Raw genomic sequence first — 19,756 nt, forward strand, 5'->3', positions numbered from 1 at the left:
CGTTTTTAATTCCGGCAGTCATTTGCTCTGCAAGCTATTCCTGTTAATGGATATTATGAACTTCTGGAGAAGGACAAATGAAACTGACAAAAAACCTGTTAAGTCTGTGTATTGGCGCGTCTGTATTACTGGCGAGTCATGCAACGCTGGCACAAACCTTTCGCGCCGCAGATGTGCATCCGGCTGATTACCCGAACGTTGTTGCCGTGAAACATATGGGGGAAAAACTTAGCGCCGCCACCGAAGGTCGTCTGGAGATTAAAACCTTTCCCGGTGGTGTGTTAGGCGACGAAAAACAGATGATTGAGCAGGCACAATTAGGCGCTATCGATATTATTCGTGTCTCAATGACGCCAGTCGCCGCTATTCTCCCTGAAATTAACGTGTTTACCCTGCCATATATTTTCCGTGATGAAGACCATCTGCATAAGGTTCTCGACGGCATGATTGGTCAGGAGATTGGCGACCGCCTGACGGCCAACGCCAAATCGCGGCTGGTGTTCCTCGGCTGGATGGATGCCGGAACGCGCAATCTGATCACCAAAAATCCGGTGGTGAAACCGGAAGATTTACACGGTATGAAAATCCGTGTTCAAGGGAGTCCGATAGCGCTGGATACCCTGAAGGCGATGGGCGCTAACTCCGTTGTCATGGGCGTTAGTGAAGTATTTAGCGGCATGCAGACCGGCGTTATTGATGGCACGGAAAATAACCCGCCAACGTTTGTTGCGCATAACTATTTGCCGGTCGTGAAAAACTATACCTGGAGCAAACACTTTATTATTCCTGAGCTTTTTCTGTTCTCGAAAGCCAAATGGGATAAGTTAAAAAAAGAAGACCAGGACCTCATTATTAAACTCGCCAAAGAAGCACAGGTAGAGCAACGAAAACTTTGGCAGGATTATAATGCAAAATCACTGGAGACCATGAAAGCCAACGGCGTTCAGTTCCACGATATTGATACGGACTATTTCTATAAAGCCACGCAGTCAGTGCGGGATAATTACGGTAAAGACCACCAGGATTTGATCAAACGAATTCAGGATGTGAAGTAATTCATCAGGTGGAGGATATCAACCCTCCGCCTGAATCTTTTGATTAATTCGAGGTGATGATTATGGGTGAATGTTATTCATCGGTAATGGATTTTCTTTATCGGGTGTCAATGTGGATTGCCGGTATCGCATTATTAGTCATGGTCGCCATTATCCCCATTGGTATATTCGCGCGTTATGTTCTGAATAACGCCCTGTCATGGCCTGAACCCGTCGCTATTCTGTGTATGGTGACATTCACCTTTATTGGCGCGGCGGTGAGCTATCGTGCAGGCTCGCATATCGCGGTAAGTATGGTGATTGACCGTCTGGGTGATGCTTCCCGCCGTTATTGCTCTGTAATCGCTGACGTTATGTTAGTGGCGATAAGCCTTTTTATCCTCTGGTACGGAACCAATCTCTGTCTTGAGCTGTGGGGACAGCCCGTGGCTGAATTCCCGCTTTTAAGTGCCGGGCAAAACTACCTTCCATTGCCGATTGGCTCTGCCATAACGCTGCTGTTTATCGCAGAAAAGATTTTCCGTGGTCCGCAGTACCAACGTCCCGTTGTCATGTTGGGATCGACCAGCTAGTTACCGCCCCCATTTCAGAAAGGAAAGCAGATGGATGCATTTATTCTCGTCTTTACGCTCGGCATTATGCTGGCAATTGGGGTACCGGTAGCGTATGCGGTTGGCATTAGCGCCATCATTGGCGCCTGGTACATTGATATTCCGCTGGAAGCGGTGATGATCCAACTGACCAGCGGGGTGAATAAGTTCTCCCTGCTGGCGATCCCGTTCTTTATTTTGGCCGGAGCGATCATGGCCGAAGGGGGAATTGCGCGGCGACTGGTGAACTTTGCCTATATTTTTGTTGGCTTTATTCGCGGCGGACTGTCGCTGGTAAACATTGTGGCATCAACCTTTTTTGGCGCTATTTCTGGATCGTCTGTAGCGGATACCGCATCCATTGGTTCGGTAATGATCCCGGAAATGGATAAAAAAGGTTATCCGCGCGACTTTGCCGCGGCGGTAACGGCCAGTGGTTCGGTGCAGGCGATTCTTACGCCGCCCAGCCATAACTCGGTTATTTACTCGCTGGCTACAGGCGGAACGGTGTCGATTGCCGCACTGTTCATCGCCGGGATCCTACCGGGCCTGCTGTTAAGTTTCAGTCTGATGGTAATGTGCGTGGCTTTTGCGCACAAGCGCGGTTATCCAAAAGGGGAACGCGTACCGTTTCGCCAGGCGCTGAAGATTTTCGTCGATACGCTGTGGGGCCTGATGACGGTTGTGATCATCATGGGCGGCATCCTGTCAGGTATCTTTACCGCGACGGAATCTGCGGCGATTGCCTGCCTTTGGGCCTTCTTTGTCACCATGTTTATCTATCGTGACTATAAATGGTCTGAGCTGCCAAAGCTGATGTTCCGCACGGTGAAAACAGTCACGATCGTCATGATCCTGATAGGCTTTGCCGCTGCGTTCGGCGCCGTTATGACCTATATGCAATTGCCGATGCGTATCACTGAAGCTTTCACCAGCATCTCGGACAACAAATACGTCATTCTGATGTGCATTAACATCATGCTGCTGCTGATCGGTACGCTGATGGATATGGCGCCGCTGATCCTGATTTTGACGCCGGTTCTGCTTCCAGTGACCAACGCGCTCGGCATTGATCCAGTCCATTTTGGCATGATCATGCTGGTGAACTTAGGGATCGGCCTTATTACGCCACCGGTAGGGTCGGTGCTGTTTGTGGCCAGTGCGGTGAGTAAGCAGAAAATAGAACAGGTGGTAAAGGCGATGCTGCCGTTCTACCTCGTGCTATTCCTGGTGCTGATGCTCGTGACATACATTCCGGCGATTTCACTGTTCCTGCCGAAATTGTTTGGCGTGATGTGATAAATGCCCGGTGGCGCTCACGCTTACCGGGCCTACAAACTACGCTTGCGTAGGCCGATAATCTTTCAGACCATATGCACAATTATATAGCCAACGGCAAAGACAAAAAGAGCGATGTAGGCCCAACTGAAATGATAAAACGCATTTCTCGCTCCGCGCCCGGTGCGGGCGAGAAAGATATTTTCTTCCTGGATGTGTTTTGCAGATATCTTGCGAAATTGGCGGATGTAGCCAACGCAGTACACCAGGAAAAAGAACATTACAACTGCGCCGAGGGGTTTAGAGAACATAACGGCGAGTAATGTGGCTAAAATGAAGAAGCACAAGAATACGATTGCGCCCGTCGACTCTAATTGCTTTAACTCACGGCGAACGCCTTCGGCGTGCTGCTCCTGCCAACGACGAAGCGTGCTGACGCTAAATTCGTATTTTTCGCACAATACCTTATTTGATACGCCATTTTTAGACTGCTGAAGAAAATCGGCGATTTGTTCTGCGGTAAAACGCGTTTTTGCCATTCCCGGCCCTCCATGGCGCGGTTAGCCTGGAGATAATCCAGAGCGCTGTCTGGATTATCTCTGCGCTAAAAATCAGCGACGAACGGCGATCGCTTCAATCTCGATTTTCACGTCTTTCGGCAGACGGGCAACTTCTACGCAAGAACGCGCCGGGAAGGTCGCGTTGTGCTCGGTGAAGAATGCTTCGTAGGTCGCGTTTACGGTGGCGAAATCGTTCAGGTCTTTAACGAAAACGGTCGTTTTTACGATGTCGCCCACTTTCAGGCCTGCTGCTTCAACGATAGCTTTTACGTTTTCCAGCGACTGACGTGCCTGAGCGGATACGTCTTCCGCTACGGCACCGGTTTTCGGATCGACCGGGATCTGACCGGAAGTGATTACCATGCTACCCAGGTCAACGCCCTGAACGTATGGGCCGATTGCTGCTGGTGCATTTTCCGTCGCGATAGTCTTGCTCATGATTTCTCCTGAATTTACAGCGGTAGTAGAATGTTCCCGCCCATTATACACGTCATCCTTCACACTGCCTCTTCGTTGGCTACGTCCTCTTACCCTGGTCACATAGTTTACTATGCTCCCAGTGATAATCGGACTTGCCGCCTCGATGCATTGCGAATGCTTATGTGTAACGGGAGCCGGGATTTCATAACCAACACCAATTAGTTGGCCAGCACCACATAATGCGAAAACTCTTTTTCACAGTATTTGCATTTGAGTGCGATGTCATCAGCGCGTTTTTTCACTGCAAAACTGGAAGAAACCGGCTCAGCATGACTGATGCAGTTGCTGTTCGGGCAAACCAGCACGTTATCGATACGCTCAGGCAGGCTCGGACGTGATTTACCCACCACGTCGTAATCGTCAATGCGGTTTACCGTTGCCTGCGGGGCGTACAGGGAGAGCTGGTTTACCTGCTCGTCGGTCAGGAACGTGTTTTCGATTTTAATCAGATCCTTACGGCCCATCTCGCCAGACGGCAGGTTCAGACCGATGGTGATACGTTGGTCGGTTTCCGTCAGTTTGAACAGCGTCAGCAGCTTAAAACCAACCTGTGCGGGAATGTGGTCAATCACGGTGCCACGTTTGATGGCTTCAACCTGCAGTTTGTTATCGTGTGTCATCTTTTTTTCTCCCTTACAGTGCCAGTTCGCTATTCAGTACCAGTGCCAGTAACGCCTGGCGGGCGAAGATGCCGTTGCCAGCCTGCTGGAAATACCAGGCGTGCGGCGTCTTATCGACGTCGGTGGTGATTTCATCGATGCGCGGCAGCGGATGCAGCACCTTCATGTTCGCTCTGGCGCCGTTCAAATCGCTGGCGCGCAGGACAAACTGTGCTTTCACGTTGGCGTATTCAGACGGGTCCAGACGTTCTTTTTGTACGCGGGTCATGTAGAGGATATCGACCTCCGCCATCACCTCTTCGATGGTGCCGTGCAGGCTCCAGGCAATACCTTTTTCATTCAGCATATCCAGAATGTATTGCGGCATGGCCAGCGCGTCCGGGGCGATGAAGTAGAAACGGTTACCTTCGAACTTCGCCAGCGCCTGGGTCAGGGAGTGGACGGTACGGCCATATTTCAGGTCACCCACCATGGCGATGTGCAGATTGTCCAGGCGACCCTGCGTTTCCTGAATGGTAAACAGGTCCAGCAGCGTTTGGGTGGGATGTTGGTTGGAGCCGTCGCCTGCGTTCAGTACCGGAACGTTACCGGAGAACTCCGTAGCCAGACGTGCGGCGCCTTCCTGCGGATGACGCATGACGATGGCGTCGACATAGGTGCTGATGACGGAAATGGTATCGGCCAGGGTTTCGCCTTTTTTGCCCAGCGACGTGTTGCTGCTGTCAGAAAAACCCACCACGCTGGCGCCCAGGCGGTGCATGGAGGTTTCAAAGGATAAACGGGTGCGGGTTGACGCTTCAAAGAAGCAACTGGCGATAACCTTATGCTTTAACAGCTCCGGCTGTGGGTTAGCTTTTAATTTCGCCGCCGTCGCGAGGACCAGATTGAGGTCATCGCGGCTGAGGTCGTTTATGGAAATGATGTGTTTTTGATAGAGCGGGTTAGCCATGTTTATCTCCTGACGCCTGGGCAAAAAAAAAGCCCCTCAATTGAGGGGCTCTGAATGGGTGATCAACGGAAAGAAAAACGGCAGGCCAGCGTCCTTTTTCAGACGCGGTAAGACAAAATGTCGTACACACTGAACCATACATCCTCCCGGCAAATTGTCCGCGATTATACTCAGCTCCGTTATGGGATCAAGCGGAAAATGCACAATTTATTCACCGCAAACGGTTCTTATGAATTTTAATTCATTTTAAATAGATAGTTAATCTGCTTGTGCACCAGCCCCGTTCGCTGCACAACTCGCGGCGCAACCCAGACAATACTGCTGCCAGCGATGACACCCAGAATCTCTGGTAACGCGTGGTAATCGAGGATTCTGGCAACGGCACGGCCATAACCTGCCGCCGTGTGGATGAGGATAAATTCGCTATTGTGCTCAACGCTGACCACCATTTCAGCAATCGATCGGGCAGCATCAGGAGCGGGGCGCGACTGCGGATTTACAGAATAAATTTTTTGCCCTTTTGTATTTCTTATTTTTATAGCCCCGAGCAGTTTCAGCAGACGGGATACCGTTGACTGGCTAATTCCGGTAAAACCATGGTGTTGGAGATCGCGGCGAAGCGCTTCCTGAGAAAGGTAGCTTTTTTCGCTAATCAGGCGCTGACAAATCGCCAATTGTTTCTGCTCTTTGGTCGAGTAATCATCGAATTCCTTCATAAATACACCCTAAGTTTATCATTTGTATCAATGTGATGGCGAAATTCACCACATTTGCAGTATCAATAACGGCTCAAACGGGCGGTTGCGCAGAAAAATGAGAATGCGCTCAAAAAAGCCGTCGGGATCCGACGGCTAAAAGGGCTACAACATCGCGCCGATACTCAGGACGGCCATGTTCAGTAACGTCAAAATGAGCAGGAGCGGGGCGACCCATTTCAGGTAGCGCACGTAAGGAACACGGGCGATGGCTAACCCACCCATCACGACGGCTGAGGTGGGTGTAATCAGATTCACAATGCCGGAAGCGGATTGATACGCGGTGACGACCAGATCCCTCTGTACATGCGCGAAGTCGGCCAGCGGGGCCATAATGGGCATCGTGAGCACCGCCAGGCCAGACGAGGAAGGGACCAGGAAGGAGAGCAATACTTCCAGCCAGTAGGTTACATTGATGAAAATGGTGGTGGACAGACCGGAGACTAAATTTTCGGCGCTGTGCAAAATAGTGTGGGTGATCATGCCGTTGTCCATCACCACGACGATACCGCGTGCAATGCCGATAATCAGCGCCACGCCAAGCAGATCCCGCGCACCGTCAATGAAGGTACTGGTGAAGGCTTCTTCACTCATGCGGGCAATCACGCCGACGATAATGGCAGAACCCAGAAAGACTGCGGATATTTCTGCCATCCACCATCCGAGTACCGCGACGCCATAAATCATTACCGCAAAGGCGGCGGCGAATATCAGCAGGATCCACTTACGCGTGGCTGTGAATTCAAGATTGGTATTGCCGCGATTGCCGAGAAAATGCGCACGGTTTTCCTCCATTTTATCCGCCACAATCGACAACTCCGGGTGATTGCGGACTTTGCGCGCATAACGCATGACCCACACCACACAGATAACATAGCCGACGACCAGCAGCAGAATGCGCATCAGCATTCCCTGGGTGAAGGGGATCCCGGCGGCGTTAGCCGCGATAACCGTTGCGAAAGGGTTGATTGTCGAGCCGAGTGTACCAATGCCCGCGCCGAGCAGAACGGTGGCGGCGGCAACCAACGGATCAAAGCGTGCGGCCATCATGACCGGAACCAGCAATGTGTAGAATGGGAGTGATTCCTCCGCCATCCCGTAAATCGTACCTCCGGCGGCGAAAAGCCCCATTAGAATGGGGATCATCCACTCCTCTTTACCGTTCAACCTGACCGTCACGCGCTCGATACCTGCGTCGATGGCGCCTGTTTTGTTTACTACGCCGAGAAACCCACCAATAATCAGGACAAACAACGCCACATCAATTGCGCCTGCGGTATAGGTTTCGTGGTTGTAAAGACCGTCAATCGGGGCCAGCAGTACAGCGGTAAAACCTTGCGGGTGCGCCTCTGTGGGGGCATAAGTACCGGCAACTGGCACTTCTTTGCCCAGAGTAGCATTCATCGCCATCTGGTATTTCCCTGCCGGGACTATCCAGGTCATAACCGCGACGAGTGCAATGAGAATAAACAGGATGGTATATGCGCTGGGAAATTTGAATTTGCCCATGATGTTCTCCGGATAGCTTGGGCATATGCCGTCAGGCGACATACGCCCGCTGGGGTTAGTCGCCTAGGGTCGCTACCATTACCGCTTTAATGGTATGCATCCGGTTCTCTGCTTCGTCGAAGACGATGGAATGAGCTGACTCAAAAACCTCTTCCGTGACTTCAAGCCCTTTCAGGCCGTAGGCCATTTCGATTTCACGTCCAACCTTTGTGTGCTCGTTATGGAAGGCGGGCAGACAGTGCATAAATTTCACATTGGGGTTACCGGTTGCGTTGATGACCCGCTGGTTAATTTGATAGGGCGTCATCAGGCTAACGCGTTCTGCCCAGGCTTCTTTGGGTTCGCCCATAGAGACCCAGACATCGGTGTAGAGGAAATCGACGTCGTATACGCCTTCCTCAACATCCTCTGTGAGCGTAATGCGTGCGCCAGTCACGCTGGCAATTTCACGGCATTCGGCAACCAGCGCCTCGTCAGGCCAGAAGGATTTAGGTGCGACCAGACGGATATCCATCCCCATTTTCGCTGCGCCAACCATCAGCGAATTACCCATGTTATTGCGGGCGTCACCGAGATAAGCGAAACTCAGTTCCGGCAAGGTTTTACCCGGGGCGTGTTCCAGCATGGTCATCAGATCCGCGAGGATCTGGGTGGGGTGAAATTCATTTGTCAGTCCATTCCAAACAGGAACTCCGGCAAATTGCCCCAGTTCCTCCACAATGTCCTGGCCGTATCCGCGATATTCAATGCCGTCGTACATGCGGCCTAGCACGCGGGCAGTATCTTTCATTGATTCTTTATGGCCGATCTGCGATCCGCTTGGGCCGAGATAGGTCACCTGTGCGCCTTGATCGAAAGCACCGACTTCAAAGGCACAGCGGGTACGGGTTGAGGTTTTTTCGAAGATCAGCGCGATATTTTTACCGACCAGCGTCTGTCTTTCGCGCCCGGCCTTTTTTGCCGTTTTTAACTCGATAGCCAGATCGATCAGGTACTGGATTTCCGTCGGGGTGTAGTCCAGCAGTTTGAGAAAATTGCGATTTTTCAGGTTAACAGTCATGAAAATGTCCTTATGTAGGCCGGATAAGGCGAAGCCGTCATCCGGCAAAAAAAAGTCCTACGCGTTAGCGTCGGTGGTTTCGAGACGAATTAGCGTGCCTTTGTCGCCGGCGAGAATGGCCGAGCCGTCGGCCAGTGAACCGATGCCAGCAATCCCACGACAGTGAGAGACGAATTCCGCGCAGGCGGTGACTTTGGGGCCCATTGAACCGGCGTCGAATTGCATTTCACCGAGCAGTTCCGGGGTGACCTGGGCCAGCGGGCGCTGGGTAGGTTTGCCCCAGTCGAGGTACACGGCATCAGCATCGGTGAGGATCAACAACGCATCGGCATGGAGTTGGCGGGCGAGCAGGGCGGCGGAGAGATCCTTGTCGATCACTGCTTCAATGCCGTGGAAGCCATCGGCTTTTTCCACCACCGGTACGCCGCCACCGCCGTTGCAAATCACCAGATGATCGCGGGCGATCAATGTGCGAATAGCATCACTTTCAACGATACGTTTGGGTTGTGGAGAGGGCACAACGCGACGGAACGCTTTACCATCGGCTTTGAAAATCCAGCCTTTTTCCGCGTGTAGCGTTTTAGCCTGATCGTTGTCGTAAATCGGTCCGATATATTTGGTCGGATTACTGAAGGCTGGATCGTGGGCATCGACTTCAACCTGAGTCAGCAGGACGCTGATTTCACGTTGCGGCAGCTGGTTTTTCAGAGCTTGTTGTAGCATATAGCCAATCATTCCCTGACTTTCCGCGCCAAGAATGTCGAGCGGATAGGGGGGGACGCTGGCATACGCACTGTTTTGCAACGCCAAAAGTCCAACCTGCGGGCCATTGCCGTGCACCAGAATCACGCGCCATTGCTGTGTGAGCTGAGCGATAGTCTTTGCCGCCAGCTCAATGTTCTTGCGCTGGATGTCAGCTTCCAGCGGCTCGCCGCGTTTGAGCAGCGCATTGCCGCCCAACGCCACAACCAGAGTAGGTTTGTTTTCCATGACTTTTCCTTAAATACCGTCGCGTTCCAGTGGGCAGCTCATGCAGCGTGCGCCGCCGCGTCCGCGTCCAAGTTCGTCGCCAGGAATGGGTAAAACGGTGATGCCCGCTTTGTCGTATTTCTCGTTGGTCCAGATGTTGCGCTCGTAGCCCACGACCACACCGGGGCGTAGCGTCAGGACGTTGTTGGCGTCATTCCACTGTTCGCGTTCAGCTTCGAAGGCGTCGCCCCCGGTGGTTATCAGCGTGATTTGGTCGAGGCCCAGCGCTTTTTCGAGGGCATGTACCAGAGTACTTTCCTGGGTGCGTTTCAAGCCGCCGCGCCCGTCTGGCGTCAGGGTCCAGCACTGGACATCCGGGCGTACCACTTCCGGGTAGACGGAGAAGGTATCGATATCAATGTGGGTCATGACGGTATCGAGGTGCATACAGGAGCGATGTTTCGGCAGTTCAACCGCGATGACGCGTTCAGCCTGGCGATGCTTAAACAGCGACTGGGCAAGGAATTCAATGCCCTGCGGCGTGGTGCGTTCCGACATACCGATGAGTACCGCGCCGCGACCAATCACCAGCACATCTCCACCTTCTAATGTGGCGTGGTCGTAATTAATATTTTCATCGCCGAAATATTTAATAAATTCACCATCAGCAAATTGAGGGTGCCAACGGTAGATCGCCCGCAGGTTATTGGTTTCTCTTTGCCGCGCGGTTTTTGCCATTGGGTTAATTGACACACCGTTATATATCCAGCATGAGGTGTCGCGGGTAAATAAGTGGTTTGGTAATGGCTTCATAATAAAGTCATTAATATCGTGAGTATCGACCACCATATTTTTGATTGAGGCAGGAATTTCTCCGTAGGTTAGCCCACCGCTTAAATGCCGGGCGAGTTCCCGATGCTGCATATCTGCAAGCCAGGCGCGAATATCCGTGGCGAAAGCGGGGCCAAGGCGATAATCAGAGATTTGTGTCTCCAGCAACCAGTCTTTGGCATCTTGGACATCTAAGGTTTGTGTCAATAAATCAGTGAGTAACAGAACCTCAATCCCTTGCTGACGTAACGTGTTGGCGAAAATGTCATGCTCTTCTCCTGCACGTTCTACCGAAAGAACATCATCAAAAAGCAGTTCCTGGCAATTTGATGGCGTCAGCCTTTTTAAGCTGAGATTAGGGCGATGTAGCATTACGCTACGTAATTGACCGATTTCAGACCCGACATAATGCTTTTCCATCATTATTCCTTTAATACTATTTTAAAAAAATAAAGAGGATGTGCCTGCAAAAAATATTTATTGCAGTCATGACTTTTCAGCTGATTTCGGAATCTATATTTAGATCTTATTTGATGAGGAAACGTGATTTATTTCACAGCCAGGTCGATATTTGACTTTTGATGTTTAATTTATGATATGGCTCGGAGAATTAATAAAATAAAAACATGAATAATTGAATTACTACGCGGGAATATGTCTTGTTATTTATCGGTGTTAATTTTATGTACACTTCTAGTGTGCTGCAATATAAGTAATGCATTGATTTATTTGTGCTTTTTTATGTGTTGTGAATTATTATGCGAATATATGATTTTATTATTTGCGCGGTAAAGTTTATTTCAAAATAAATATGACGATGAAGAAGGATAGCGAAGGAGAGGTGAACTGTGATCGATAGCTGGTTTTTCTAATAAAACTTTTAATAACAGTATGTTACTGATTAGGTTGAAAAAGGGTAGCCGAAAGTTATGCAAAGTTTATGCATAACCTGTTGCTGAGAGTTAGCAATTATTTAACACCATCAGCGATAAACATGCGTTGACGCAAAATATCGGCAAATAGCAGTAGTATGGCAGGCCGTTTTTTCGTATAACAACTAAAATGAAACGATGTTTTAATTAAGGGGTTTGAGATGATTGTTGGCAATATTCACAACCTGGATGCCTGGCTGCCGGAAGAGCTGCGTCAGGCAATTGAACACATTAAAGCGCATGTGACGGATGCGACGGAAAAAGGTAAGCACGACATTGACGGCGATCGCCTGTTTTATCTGATTGCCGAAGATATGACGGAGCCGTTTGCACAGCGCCGCGCCGAATATCACGCTCGCTATCTGGATATTCAGATCCTGCTCAAAGGCCAGGAAGGAATGACCTTCAGCACGCAGCCTGCGGGCGCGCCGGAAACTGACTGGCTGGCGGATAAAGATATCGCCTTCCTGCCGGAAGGGGTACAGGAGAAAACGGTGGTGCTGAACGAAGGTGATTTCGTGGTGTTCTATCCGGGTGAAGTGCATAAACCGCTGTGCGCGGTCGGTGCTCCAGCGCTGGTACGCAAAGCCGTGGTGAAAATGCAAGTGGCATAAGCGTATTTGCCGGGGGCGGCTTCGCCTTGCCCGGCCTACGAGAGCGCGGTTGTAGGCCGGATAAGATGTTTAGCATCGCCATCCGGCATTCTTTTCATCCATGCCCTCACTTCGCCAGCGTCGCCACCATCACCGCTTTGATGGTGTGCATCCGATTTTCCGCCTGATCAAATACGATGCTGGCGGGTGATTCAAAGACCTCATCGGTCACTTCCATACCGCCGTGCAGACCATATTCCTGTGCCATTTGTTTGCCAAGCGTGGTTTGATCGTCATGAAACGCGGGCAGGCAGTGCAGGAATTTCACCTGTGGATTGCCGGTCAACGCCATCATCGTGCTATTAACCTGGTACTTACGCAGCAGCGCAATACGTTCGGCCCACTTCTCTTTTGCTTCGCCCATTGATACCCAGACGTCGGTATAGATAAAGTCCGCACCTTTCACGCCCGCGGCGACATCTTCGGTCAGCGTAATATTGCCGCCGTTTTTCTGCGCCAGCGCTTTGCACTCTGCAACCAGACTTTCCTCTGGCCAGCAGGCCTGCGGTGCGACCAGGCGCAGATCCAGCCCGGTTAACGCAGCGGCTTCCAGCATGGAATTGCCCATATTGTTGCGGGCATCACCGGTGTAGACCAGCGTCATCTCATTAAACGCTTTACCTGGCAGGTGTTCCTGCATAGTTAACAGATCCGCCAGCAGCTGGGTGGGATGAAACTCGTTGGTTAATCCGTTCCACACCGGAACTCCGGCATATTCCGCCAGCGTCTCGACAATCTCCTGGCCGTGTCCCCGATACTGAATACCGTCGTACATGCGGCCGAGCACGCGGGCGGTGTCTTTGATCGACTCTTTATGGCCAATCTGGCTGCCGCTTGGCCCGAGATACGTCACGCGAGCGCCCTGGTCGTATGCGGCAACTTCGAAAGAGCAACGGGTGCGGGTTGAGTCTTTTTCGAAGATGAGCGCGATGTTTTTACCGGTGAGCTTTGCGACTTCAGTGCCGTTTTTCTTATCTGCCTTTAGCTGCGCGGCGAGCAGGAGCAGTGACGTGAGTTCAGCAGAGGTGAAATCAAGCAGTTTCAAAAAATGTTTATGATAAAACGCAGACATGGTTCCCTCACATGGCTTAGGCCATTTATTGAATTAAAATTCAATTTATATGGATGTTTATTCATTTGCAACCTTGTTTAACAAATCTTTCCTGGAAAGGTGGAGGCAATGACAGCGGTATGTGACAATAAGAGTATCGGCAGGACATTATGAGGAACGAGCCATGGCAAACCCGGAACTACTGGAAGAACAGCGTGAAGAAACGCGCTTGATTATTGAAGAGTTACTCGAAGATGGCAGCGATCCAGACGCGCTGTACACCATTGAGCATCACCTTTCCGCGGATGACTTCGAAACCCTGGAAAAAGCGGCAGTAGAAGCCTTCAAGCTGGGTTATGAAGTGACCGAGCCGGAAGAGCTGGAAGTGGAAGAAGGCGACACGGTTATTTGCTGTGACATTTTGAGCGAATGTGCACTGAATGCGGAGTTGATCGATGCTCAGGTTGAGCAGCTGATGAACCTGGCTGAAAAATATGATGTGGAATACGACGGTTGGGGCACCTATTTTGAAGACCCGAACGGCGAAGAAGGTGAAGACGGCGACGATGAAGATCTCGTCGACGAAGATGATGACGGCGTGCGTCACTAAGTCATCTACTGACCTGCGGTAGCCCAGGCTGCCGCAGGCCAAGGACAATGTATGGATTATCTGCAAATACTCTCCCCGATCCACAATTTCCTGCACTGTAAAACGCCTCAGGCCTGGCTTGATAAAGCGCGAGACCCGGCTAATCTGCCTCTGTTATTGACCGACCACCTCGTCTGTGAGCTGAAAGCGGCGCAAACGGCGATGCTGCTGGTGCGTAAGTATGTCGCAGATAAACAGGGATCTCAGGCGCTGCTGGACTGGCTGAAACCCTATGAAGCGTTTGCTTTCAGAGAAGGGGATGAGCCGGATTTTATCGCGCTGAATAAACAGATAAGCAAAAGCGTGATGCCGCAAACCGACGACCCGTGGGGACGTAAGCTTATCGACAGCATGGTTTTGCTGATCAAAGAAGAACTGCATCATTTCTGGCAGGTGCGTGAGGCGATGCAGCATCGCAACATTCCCTACGTCAAAATCACCGCCAGCCGCTACGCGAAAGGCATGCTCAAAGAGGTTCGTACCCACGAGCCGTTGACGCTTATCGATAAGCTGATTTGTGGAGCCTATATCGAAGCCCGCTCCTGCGAGCGTTTCGCCGCGCTGGCACCGTACCTTGAAGCCGATTTACAGGCGTTTTATCTGTCGCTTCTGCGCTCTGAAGCGCGGCACTATCAGGATTACCTGGCGCTGGCGCAGCAGGTTTCAACCGATGATATCAGTAGCCGGGTGCAGTTTTTTGGCGAAGTAGAAGCCGCGTTGATCACCTCTCCTGACGATGAATTCCGCTTTCACAGCGGTGTGCCAGCTTAGTTCCTTTCTTTGACGCGCGTGCCCATCGCCGCGCGGTTTAATCCTTCCTGTTTCTGTTAGCAAAATCTGGTGGCTGGAAATAGCTCGCTGCTGCCGTAATAATCAAAACATCGAAGGGGAAATATATCCCTGTAACAGAGACGATTTGGCATAAGGATGGTTAATGAACTGGGCACACGTTTTGTTGGCAGGTTATATCGGGGCGGTGATTGCTATCGTCGTCGGCATGTTTCGCAAAAAAGGCTGGCTGGGCAAGGTCTCAGGCGCGGTGGTCTTTGTGGTGGCGATTATCGCGTGGAATCTGTTTGATGTGCACTACCTGATCCCACGCGAAAGCCCGGATTATGGTCTGACAGATGCGCAGAAATTTGAAAACGCGATGCTGTCCATGCCCGTTTATCAGGTGCTTAAGGAACAGGAGCCAGCGCTGTGGCAGAACATCCTCACCCAGGCAACGCAGCTGAAAGAGGCGGGGAAAAGCGAGCAACAGATTATCGACGCTATTCAGCCGCAGATCCTACAGGTACAGATGGCGCGTTTGCAGCAGGCGCCTGATGCCAACGTGATCGAGTATATGAAGATTAATCTCGAGCAGATTGCCGCGGTGGCAAAAGTGGGCAATGACGAATGTTTTCGCTTTTTGTTCCCGGCAGTGAAAGGCGGGATTAACCCGGTGCGTATTATTCCGCGCGAGCTCATGAACCGTCGTATGGCCAGCGACATGAGTATGATGCACGCGGCCTATGGCCCGAACAAACATACGGTTACGGCGGAAGAAAAACAGTTGGCGCTTCAGGATCTGCAATCCATCAGTCCGGGGCTGGTACAGCGCTTTGGACCGGATATCCAAATCATGGCCGATCCGAGTAAAGGCGTGGGCAAAGAGAAAGTCGCCTGTGAAATGGTGCAAGATTTATGGTCACAGGTGCTGAAGCTGCCAACCGCTCGCGCGGCTGGCGTTATTCGACTGATGCTCTCAGCCGAGATGCAGTAACGCGGTTAAAGCCTCTCGGCGTAAGGTCAGAGGGGCTTTAACATTCGCACTTCACAATCTACGTGCCCGGTACAGCCCAGCGCTTCGCTGATATGCTCAAAGCCTAAATGCTCATACAGGCGAATTGCCTCAGTCAGAAAAGCCGTGGTCTCAAGATAGCACTGCTTAAAACCTTGCTCACGGGCATGTTCAAGCGCCATCAGCGCCAGTTTTTTCGCCAGCCCCTGACCGCGCGCACTCGACAGGAAGTACATCTTTTGCAGCTCGCAAATGTCTGGTTCACTACATCCTAACGGTGCAACACCGCCGCCGCCCACGACTTCACCGTTTTGCTCAACCACCCAGTAGGCCGCGCCCGGCTGGCTGTAAACCTGGAACAATTCGTCCAGATTAGGGTCGGCAACGGTGTAGCCTTTATCGGCGGTCAGGCCGTATTCAGCGGAAACTTTGCGGATAACGCGGGCAATTGCGGCGTTATCATCGGCAGAAATTCGGCGCAGCGTTGCCGCGACGGAGGTAATGGCACTCATAGCGAACTCATGACATAAAAGTGAGACATATGCAGTTAATACCACTGCGGTGAGGGGAAGCGCAAGCGAGGATAATTCAATAAAAAGCCTCTGAGCATATGCGTCAGAGGCTTTTATTGTCTGCGGCGTCGGATGCGCAACACTTATCCGACCTACGTTGACGGTGCCCGTAGGCCGGATAAGCGCAAGCGCCATCCGGCAAACGTACAGGCACGATGATTACAGCGCGGCGATAACTGCCTGCTGCTCAATCAGCTTCGCTTTGGCTTCTGCGTAACCGTCCAGCTTCTCACGCTCTTTGGCGATGACCGCTTCCGGTGCGCGGGCAACGAAACCTTCGTTAGACAGTTTGCCTTCGATACGGGCAATCTCACCTTCGATTTTTGCCACTTCTTTCGCCAGACGCGCCAGCTCATCTTCTTTGTTGATGAGGCCAGCCATCGGGATCAGCAACTCGGCGCCGTCGATGATTTTGGTCACGGAGACCGGACCTTTGTCATCGGCTGGCAGCACGGTGATGCTTTCCAGACGCGCCAGGTTCAGCAGGAAGCTCTTGTTGTCGTTTACACGACGCATCGCATCCGCGCTGCAACCACGCAGCAGCAGCTCCAGCGGTTTGCCCGGGGCAATGTTCATTTCCGCGCGAATATTACGTACGGCAACGATCGCCTGCTTCAGCCATTCGGTATCGGCCAGCGCCGCTTCATCTACCTGAGCCGCGTTATATTCCGGGAACGGCTGCAGCATGATGGTATCTGCGGTGTTGCCACAAATCACCTTCACACGCTGCCAGATAGTTTCGGTGATGAACGGAATGATCGGGTGCGCCAGGCGCAGCAGACCTTCCAGCACGGTCACCAGCGTATTGCGGGTGCCGCGCAGTTCAGCATCAGTTCCTCCGGTCATTACCGGCTTGGTCAGCTCCAGATACCAGTCGCAGAACTGGTTCCAGGTGAACTCGTACAGGATGCCCGCGGCGATATCGAAGCGGAAGTTATCCAGCGCTTCGCGGTACGCTTTGATGGTCTGGTTGAATTCAGCGAGGATCCAGCGGTCTGCCAGAGACAGGGTCATTTCGCCGCCGTTGAAGCCGCAATCATTTCCTTCAGTGTTCATCAGCACGAAGCGGCTGGCGTTCCACAGCTTGTTACAGAAGTTACGGTAACCTTCCAGACGCTTCATATCCCAGTTGATATCGCGGCCGGTCGAAGCCAGCGCCGCCAGGGTAAAGCGCAGGGCGTCGGTGCCGTGCGGCTCGATGCCGTTCGGGAATTGCTTCTCGGTACGTTTGGCAATCTTCTCGGCCAGCTGCGGCTGCATCATGTTGCCGGTGCGTTTCTCCAGCAGCTCCGGCAGTGAGATACCGTCGACCATATCCAGCGGGTCGATAACGTTGCCCTTGGATTTGGACATCTTCTGGCCTTCGTCGTCGCGAATCAGACCGGTCATGTAGACGGTATGGAACGGAACCTGCGGCTTGCCGTTTTCATCTTTGATGAAGTGCATGGTCATCATGATCATGCGGGCAATCCAGAAGAAGATAATGTCGAAGCCGGAAACCATAACGCTGGTTGGGTGGAACTGACGCAGCGCGTCGGTATTTTCCGGCCAGCCCAGGGTAGAGAAGGTCCACAGCGCGGAGGAGAACCAGGTGTCCAGAACGTCTTCGTCCTGACGCAGCGCAACGTCGGCGCCGAGGTTGTTTTCCTGACGCACTTCATCTTCGGTACGGCCAACATATACGTTGCCGTCGTTGTCATACCATGCCGGGATACGGTGACCCCACCACAGCTGACGGGAAATACACCAGTCCTGAATATCGCGCATCCAGGAGAAGTACATGTTTTCGTACTGCTTCGGTACGAACTGAATGTCGCCGTTTTCAACCGCTTCAACCGCCGGTTTTGCCAGCACGTCGGCACGGACGTACCACTGGTCGGTCAGCATCGGTTCGATAACCACGCCGCCACGGTCGCCGTAAGGAACGGTCAGATCGTGAGGTTTGATCTCTTCCAGCAGGCTCATCGCATCAATGGCAGCGACGATCGCTTTACGCGCGGCAAAGCGTTCCAGCTTCTGGAACTCAGCCGGGATTTCACTGGAGTAAACGTCAGACTCTTCGCCTTTGGTATCGTACACTTCCGCGGTTTCGCGGATGTCGCCGTCAAAGGTCAGGATGTTGATCATTGGCAGGGCGTGACGACGACCGACTTCATAGTCGTTAAAGTCGTGCGCAGGCGTGATCTTCACGCAGCCGGTGCCTTTTTCCATATCGGCGTGTTCGTCGCCGACGATCGGAATACGGCGGTCAACCAGAGGCAGAATAACGAATTTGCCGATCAGATCTTTATAGCGCGGATCTTCCGGATTCACGGCCACGCCGGTGTCGCCCAGAATGGTTTCCGGACGGGTGGTGGCGACGACCAGGTAATCTTTACCGTCTGCGGTTTTCGCGCCGTCGGCCAGCGGATAGCGGATGTGCCACATCGAGCCTTTAGACTCGCGGTTTTCCACTTCCAGGTCAGAAATAGCGGTGCGCAGTTTCGGGTCCCAGTTGACCAGACGCTTGCCACGGTAAATCAGGTCTTCTTTGTACAGGCGAACAAAGACTTCTTTCACGGCATTGGAAAGACCTTCGTCCATAGTGAAACGCTCGCGCTCCCAGTCAACGGAGTTGCCCAGACGGCGCATCTGGCGGGTAATGGTGCCGCCGGATTCCGCTTTCCACTGCCAAATTTTATCGATAAACGCTTCGCGACCGTAGTCATGACGGGTTTTACCTTCTTCAGCGGCAATCTTACGCTCAACCACCATCTGGGTAGCGATACCCGCGTGGTCGGTACCAGCCTGCCACAGGGTGTTTTTACCCTGCATGCGCTGGTAGCGAATCATGGTATCCATGATGGTTTGCTGGAAAGCATGACCCATATGCAAACTGCCGGTGACGTTCGGCGGCGGGATCATGATGCAGAAGGACTCTTTGCTTTCATCGCCGTTAGGTTTGAAATAGCCCTGCTTTTCCCAGTGCTCGTAAAGCGGCTGTTCGATATCTTGTGGGTTGTATGTCTTTTCCATTATTTCCAGGTTGCCGTATTCAGGTTAAAACCAGCCACGCGGTAAGCTTTGTAGCGATCGCGTGCCGATTGTTTCAAAGAATCTTCGTAAGGAACGAAGTCTATCACTTCTGTGAAAGCGGTGGCAAAATCTGCAAAGCCAACGCGCAAACTGATGAGCAGGTCGCGCGGGCTGCTATTGCGTTTCTCCGGCCAGGCAATCTCTACCGGCGCGCCGCCTCTGGGGCCTTCGCCCGCCAGATTATGCGGAACAAAGCTTTCTGCCGGTCTTGCCCACAGGGCTTCATCCAGTCGAAGAGCCTGCTTTTCGTTTTCACAGGCGATAAGCACGCGCTTGCCAGCCCGCCAACGTTCTGCGGCAATTTCACACACCAGTTGCTCGACGGCGCTTAAACCATCTTGTTGTGTGTCGTTGTCCAGAAGATAGAACGTCGCATTCTTCATAT

The 19,756-nt window shown here is 52.1% G+C and carries 24 protein-coding genes; 8 read left to right on the forward strand and 16 right to left on the reverse strand.

Annotated features, from left to right (window positions below; genetic code table 11):
• The first annotated feature begins 77 nt into the window (after positions 1-77).
• The 3 genes from E6P06_RS06710 (at position 78) to E6P06_RS06720 (ending at position 2,944) form a co-directional block, all read left to right on the forward strand.
• Positions 78-1,055 carry a TRAP transporter substrate-binding protein gene (locus tag E6P06_RS06710; protein WP_003839604.1) on the forward strand — a complete coding sequence of 326 codons (978 nt, stop codon included), beginning with the start codon at positions 78-80 and terminating at the stop codon, positions 1,053-1,055.
• A 62-nt stretch (positions 1,056-1,117) separates the two neighbouring features.
• Positions 1,118-1,627, forward strand: a complete 510-nt coding sequence (locus E6P06_RS06715) for a TRAP transporter small permease (RefSeq protein ID WP_003839606.1) — start codon at positions 1,118-1,120, stop codon at positions 1,625-1,627.
• Between the two features lie 30 nt (positions 1,628-1,657).
• Entirely contained in the window at positions 1,658-2,944 is a 1,287-nt protein-coding gene (locus tag E6P06_RS06720; protein WP_003839607.1) for a TRAP transporter large permease, read from the forward strand.
• Positions 2,945-3,009: 65 nt separating this feature from the next.
• Here the strand turns inward: E6P06_RS06720 and E6P06_RS06725 are convergent, their stop codons facing one another.
• From E6P06_RS06725 to pyrL, 6 genes are all read right to left on the reverse strand, one after another.
• Positions 3,010-3,462 carry a transposase gene (locus E6P06_RS06725; RefSeq protein WP_139935057.1) on the reverse strand — a complete coding sequence of 151 codons (453 nt, stop codon included), beginning with the start codon at positions 3,460-3,462 and terminating at the stop codon, positions 3,010-3,012.
• A 72-nt stretch (positions 3,463-3,534) separates the two neighbouring features.
• A complete protein-coding gene (gene ridA, locus E6P06_RS06730; RefSeq protein ID WP_000047544.1) occupies positions 3,535-3,921 on the reverse strand; it encodes a 2-iminobutanoate/2-iminopropanoate deaminase in 387 nt (128 codons plus the stop codon).
• Between the two features lie 200 nt (positions 3,922-4,121).
• Positions 4,122-4,583: an aspartate carbamoyltransferase regulatory subunit gene (pyrI, locus tag E6P06_RS06735; RefSeq protein WP_003025816.1), complete on the reverse strand. Its 462-nt coding sequence runs from the start codon at positions 4,581-4,583 to the stop codon at positions 4,122-4,124.
• Between the two features lie 13 nt (positions 4,584-4,596).
• A complete protein-coding gene (gene pyrB / locus E6P06_RS06740) occupies positions 4,597-5,532 on the reverse strand; it encodes an aspartate carbamoyltransferase (protein WP_003025818.1) in 936 nt (311 codons plus the stop codon).
• A 2-nt stretch (positions 5,533-5,534) separates the two neighbouring features.
• Entirely contained in the window at positions 5,535-5,588 is a 54-nt protein-coding gene (locus E6P06_RS28210; protein ID WP_129622269.1) for a pyrBI operon leader peptide, read from the reverse strand.
• Positions 5,569-5,670, reverse strand: coding sequence for a pyr operon leader peptide (pyrL, locus tag E6P06_RS06750; protein WP_003025819.1), 102 nt, complete (start codon positions 5,668-5,670; stop codon positions 5,569-5,571). Before pyrL ends, E6P06_RS28210 begins: the two co-directional genes overlap by 20 nt.
• Between pyrL and E6P06_RS06755 the strand changes: the two genes are divergently transcribed.
• Positions 5,650-5,772: a hypothetical protein gene (locus E6P06_RS06755; RefSeq protein WP_085951582.1), complete on the forward strand. Its 123-nt coding sequence runs from the start codon at positions 5,650-5,652 to the stop codon at positions 5,770-5,772. The two genes, pyrL and E6P06_RS06755, sit on opposite strands and share 21 nt — an antisense overlap.
• On the opposite strand, the gene E6P06_RS06760 is transcribed toward E6P06_RS06755, so the two are convergent.
• The 5 genes from E6P06_RS06760 to arcA all read right to left on the reverse strand — a co-directional run bounded on the left by E6P06_RS06760 (position 5,769) and on the right by arcA (position 11,076).
• Positions 5,769-6,248 carry an arginine repressor gene (locus E6P06_RS06760; protein WP_003839609.1) on the reverse strand — a complete coding sequence of 160 codons (480 nt, stop codon included), beginning with the start codon at positions 6,246-6,248 and terminating at the stop codon, positions 5,769-5,771. The genes E6P06_RS06755 and E6P06_RS06760 overlap by 4 nt on opposite strands.
• A gap of 144 nt (positions 6,249-6,392) precedes the next feature.
• The gene (locus tag E6P06_RS06765) at positions 6,393-7,796 is read right to left on the reverse strand and encodes a YfcC family protein (protein WP_003839611.1); all 1,404 of its coding nucleotides are present in this window, start codon (positions 7,794-7,796) and stop codon (positions 6,393-6,395) included.
• Positions 7,797-7,851: 55 nt separating this feature from the next.
• Entirely contained in the window at positions 7,852-8,856 is a 1,005-nt protein-coding gene (argF, locus tag E6P06_RS06770) for an ornithine carbamoyltransferase (protein ID WP_003025826.1), read from the reverse strand.
• Positions 8,857-8,913: 57 nt separating this feature from the next.
• The gene (gene arcC / locus E6P06_RS06775) at positions 8,914-9,846 is read right to left on the reverse strand and encodes a carbamate kinase (protein ID WP_139935058.1); all 933 of its coding nucleotides are present in this window, start codon (positions 9,844-9,846) and stop codon (positions 8,914-8,916) included.
• A 9-nt stretch (positions 9,847-9,855) separates the two neighbouring features.
• The gene (gene arcA / locus E6P06_RS06780) at positions 9,856-11,076 is read right to left on the reverse strand and encodes an arginine deiminase (protein ID WP_003025834.1); all 1,221 of its coding nucleotides are present in this window, start codon (positions 11,074-11,076) and stop codon (positions 9,856-9,858) included.
• Positions 11,077-11,749: 673 nt separating this feature from the next.
• Between arcA and E6P06_RS06785 the strand changes: the two genes are divergently transcribed.
• Positions 11,750-12,202, forward strand: a complete 453-nt coding sequence (locus E6P06_RS06785; protein WP_003839618.1) for a YhcH/YjgK/YiaL family protein — start codon at positions 11,750-11,752, stop codon at positions 12,200-12,202.
• A gap of 106 nt (positions 12,203-12,308) precedes the next feature.
• Here E6P06_RS06785 and argF (E6P06_RS06790) read toward each other — a convergent pair whose 3' ends face one another.
• Positions 12,309-13,313: an ornithine carbamoyltransferase gene (gene argF / locus E6P06_RS06790; protein ID WP_003839620.1), complete on the reverse strand. Its 1,005-nt coding sequence runs from the start codon at positions 13,311-13,313 to the stop codon at positions 12,309-12,311.
• The gene (locus E6P06_RS28215) at positions 13,283-13,378 is read right to left on the reverse strand and encodes a hypothetical protein (RefSeq protein WP_371303384.1); all 96 of its coding nucleotides are present in this window, start codon (positions 13,376-13,378) and stop codon (positions 13,283-13,285) included. Before E6P06_RS28215 ends, argF (E6P06_RS06790) begins: the two co-directional genes overlap by 31 nt.
• A 98-nt stretch (positions 13,379-13,476) precedes the next feature.
• Between E6P06_RS28215 and rraB the strand changes: the two genes are divergently transcribed.
• The 3 genes from rraB (at position 13,477) to E6P06_RS06805 (ending at position 15,706) form a co-directional block, all read left to right on the forward strand.
• Positions 13,477-13,902 carry a ribonuclease E inhibitor RraB gene (rraB, locus tag E6P06_RS06795; RefSeq protein ID WP_003025845.1) on the forward strand — a complete coding sequence of 142 codons (426 nt, stop codon included), beginning with the start codon at positions 13,477-13,479 and terminating at the stop codon, positions 13,900-13,902.
• A 51-nt stretch (positions 13,903-13,953) separates the two neighbouring features.
• Complete coding sequence (gene miaE / locus E6P06_RS06800) at positions 13,954-14,712, forward strand: tRNA isopentenyl-2-thiomethyl-A-37 hydroxylase MiaE (protein WP_060855417.1); 759 nt, start codon at positions 13,954-13,956, stop codon at positions 14,710-14,712.
• A 163-nt stretch (positions 14,713-14,875) separates the two neighbouring features.
• The gene (locus E6P06_RS06805) at positions 14,876-15,706 is read left to right on the forward strand and encodes a hypothetical protein (RefSeq protein WP_003839625.1); all 831 of its coding nucleotides are present in this window, start codon (positions 14,876-14,878) and stop codon (positions 15,704-15,706) included.
• A 26-nt stretch (positions 15,707-15,732) separates the two neighbouring features.
• On the opposite strand, the gene E6P06_RS06810 is transcribed toward E6P06_RS06805, so the two are convergent.
• From E6P06_RS06810 to holC, 3 genes are all read right to left on the reverse strand, one after another.
• Positions 15,733-16,236: a GNAT family N-acetyltransferase gene (locus E6P06_RS06810; RefSeq protein WP_003025856.1), complete on the reverse strand. Its 504-nt coding sequence runs from the start codon at positions 16,234-16,236 to the stop codon at positions 15,733-15,735.
• 219 nt (positions 16,237-16,455) lie between these two features.
• Positions 16,456-19,311: a valine--tRNA ligase gene (locus E6P06_RS06815; protein ID WP_139935059.1), complete on the reverse strand. Its 2,856-nt coding sequence runs from the start codon at positions 19,309-19,311 to the stop codon at positions 16,456-16,458.
• Positions 19,311-19,754: a DNA polymerase III subunit chi gene (holC, locus tag E6P06_RS06820; RefSeq protein ID WP_003025862.1), complete on the reverse strand. Its 444-nt coding sequence runs from the start codon at positions 19,752-19,754 to the stop codon at positions 19,311-19,313. Before holC ends, E6P06_RS06815 begins: the two co-directional genes overlap by 1 nt.
• Between the last annotated feature and the right edge of the window lie 2 nt (positions 19,755-19,756).

The organism is Citrobacter sp. CF971 (genome assembly GCF_006385635.1).
GTDB classification, from domain to species: Bacteria; Pseudomonadota; Gammaproteobacteria; order Enterobacterales; family Enterobacteriaceae; genus Citrobacter; species Citrobacter freundii.